Origin of the sequence: Roseovarius sp. A-2, assembly GCF_002072155.1 — a bacterium.
In the GTDB taxonomy this organism is placed as follows: Bacteria; Pseudomonadota; Alphaproteobacteria; order Rhodobacterales; family Rhodobacteraceae; genus Roseovarius.
This window is the reverse complement of sequence record NZ_BDIY01000072.1, coordinates 1-2,482: the sequence shown is the minus strand read 5'-3', so window position 1 is coordinate 2,482 and position 2,482 is coordinate 1. Positions and strand designations below refer to the sequence as shown.

The 2,482-nt window shown below is 53.9% G+C and carries 2 protein-coding genes; both read right to left on the bottom strand.

Going from position 1 to position 2,482, the window contains the following annotated elements; genetic code table 11:
* Positions 1-198: 198 nt before the first annotated feature.
* On the bottom strand, positions 199-1,881 hold the full coding sequence (locus BHD06_RS22550) for a tyrosine-type recombinase/integrase (protein WP_080459180.1): 1,683 nt from the start codon (positions 1,879-1,881) through the stop codon (positions 199-201).
* A gap of 140 nt (positions 1,882-2,021) precedes the next feature.
* Positions 2,022-2,249: a helix-turn-helix domain-containing protein gene (locus BHD06_RS22545; protein ID WP_080459179.1), complete on the bottom strand. Its 228-nt coding sequence runs from the start codon at positions 2,247-2,249 to the stop codon at positions 2,022-2,024.
* Positions 2,250-2,482 lie beyond the last annotated feature (233 nt).

The following is a 2,482-nucleotide window of genomic DNA, read 5'->3' as shown; positions in this document are numbered from 1 at the left end:
TCGGGCTGGTATCTGTAGTCTTGGTCATGGCGTGATCTCCTTGGCGGTGCCAGCCGCCGGTTGGGTGGTTTTCATTCACCCGGAGATTACGCCACCTTCAAATTTCCACCAACTTCGCGACACAACCCCTCGAAGAGCCCTGCCCAGAAAGTCCGGTCGTCATGCGGCCAGTCTTCGAATTTCAGAACCAACGGAATGTCAGTCATTTTTGTATCCCCGCCATTTTGACAGAACTGTCGTGTCATACCGCTCTACGGCAGCCTTGTTGCTAAACCTTGCGTAGAACGATGTGGTTGTATCGAGCTTCCTGTGCCCCAAGATGCGGCGTACAGTTTCGAATTCGCCCGGGTTATTGGTCAGAAACATCATACCCGCGAAATGCCGAAACAAGTGCGCGTTCATGACCAAGCCTGTCTCACGGTAGATCAAACCCGAAAGTTCCGAGCCAAGCTGGGCAGGCGAACGAAAACCACCGCCTGATTTCTTGGGAAACAAAAAAGAGCCCGGGTTGTCGGATACCTGCTGTCTGAACGCAGACAGATACGTTTCCAGAAGGGCTGATTGCTGCTCCCCCAAGTCGAAATCAACCGAGTTGTTGTTCTTCACATCCTTGGCTGAAACGTTCACCATGAAACGCTTGCGCCGTCCGTCACGCTGCACCGTTAGGTGTCGTTCAATATCGAGCATTGCCAGATTTTTGATCCGCAACGGACACGCCAGAAGAATGCTGATCGCGACGGCTTGCATCGCACGTAGAGGCGCGAGTCCCGCTGTAGAGTTTGACCTTGCCGATTGCATGAGTTTGTCGGGCAGGGTGAGCAGGCGGGCGATATTCATTGGATCATCAAACTGAGCAAGACGTTCCATATTCTTGTCCGTCATGCCGATTTGGAACTCGCTAACCTTGGTCTTGACCCTACGGATCATCTGCACCGTCGTTTCCGGTGCCTTCACGTGATACTTTGCTATGGCTTGAAGCGTTGCGAGAATGTTGCGGACGGTCGCGGTAAGCCTGCCACCCTGGCGCTCACGGATCTTGGTCACCCCTGCCTTGATGGCCTCCGGCTCGACAATATCCGCGAGACTTTGAAAATCATCCTGTGCGAAGCCATTCGCGCAAACGGCATCGAGGAACTGGCGAACATGCGCTTCGATGTTGCGAAGGGAGATATCACTCAAGGCCTTGTCCGGTCCTTCTTCGTCCATGATATCGGCATGCCGCAAGCGGTCGATGTACTTCGCAAAATCTGTTTGAAGTGACCTCGGATACTGATCGAGCGGTGTTGCGATGTAGCGATCGGCACGGGGAACCGCCAGAATACGAAACGGCAACCCTGCTCGCCGAATGACCGCGTTCCACGTTTGGGTGCTTTCCTTGCGGATCGCTTTTGGCTCTTTGGTGAGAATGCGCGCGTCCAGATAGACTTCGAACCCTTCCATCACATCATCCGACACCTCATCCGGTTCAATACCGTGATTGCAGCAATAGGTGACGAACCGCGCAAGCTGCGACCGCTGATGCTTGGCATCGACCCTTTGCAAGAAATCCAGCCACGCGTCGGTGCGCGCCACATTGCGCCGCTGCCGAGGTGCGGCCCGGGTGACCCGCAGAGCCTGCCCAAGATCGGACTTGATGTTTGCCAAGCGCTTGGCCGTGATTCCGGCCTGAACAGGATGGATTTTCAGAAGTGCTTGCCGAAGATCGGACACATCGGCGTTGAGCTCGAACGGCTGCCGTCCAATCAAATTGGCGGTGCAGTTGACCGCTGATATCAAATCCCGGCGCTTTGTCTTGCTCAAACGCGAATTGCGTTCCAACTCGTAAATTACTTGGGCGAGGTTGCTCGGTCCGACGCAAATGTCGATCATGGGTTGGGTCATGGGTTTAGCCTCCTTAGGCTTATGTTGCTTGCGACACGCTTGGACGCGCGTGTACACAACGCGACAGATGCGGAAATTCGGGAAACTGGATCAGTGAACTTGTATCCAAAATTATTAGCCCCAATTTCCCGACATTCGGATTAGACGTTCAAAAACAGAACTTTAGCGGACATGGCATCTGCACGGCTGTATCGAGCGCTCAAGAATGCTTCGATATCCTGCAAACTGATCCGCCACTGACGGCCGACTCGATGTGCAGACAAATCGCCTGCACTAATCCACCGGCGGATCGTGCGTTCGTTCACACTGAGCGTGTCAGCCACTTCTTTGATGCTGAAGAAAGATTTCTTACGGTTCGAAGTCTGCATATTCTGGCTCCTTTGAATAAGACGGCGCGTCGATCACGCGTTGCCTTCAATTCCGTTTGCCAGAAGGGCTTCGATTGAAGTGGTCCCAGAAAACTGGACAGTCGGCTAAGGTGTATCCCAAACCTTTGAAGGGATACGAGAATGGCGAAGCGCCGGAACTTTACAGACCAGTTTAAGGCCAAGGTGGCGTTGGAAGCGCTACGTGGTGACAAGACCGTGCAGGAGATCGCGGC

Coding starts and splice junctions, on each gene's coding strand:
- BHD06_RS22550 (WP_080459180.1), bottom strand. CDS start 1,881: ATGACCCAACCCATGATCGACATTTGCGTCGGACCGAGCAACCTCGCC.
- BHD06_RS22545 (WP_080459179.1), bottom strand. CDS start 2,249: ATGCAGACTTCGAACCGTAAGAAATCTTTCTTCAGCATCAAAGAAGTG.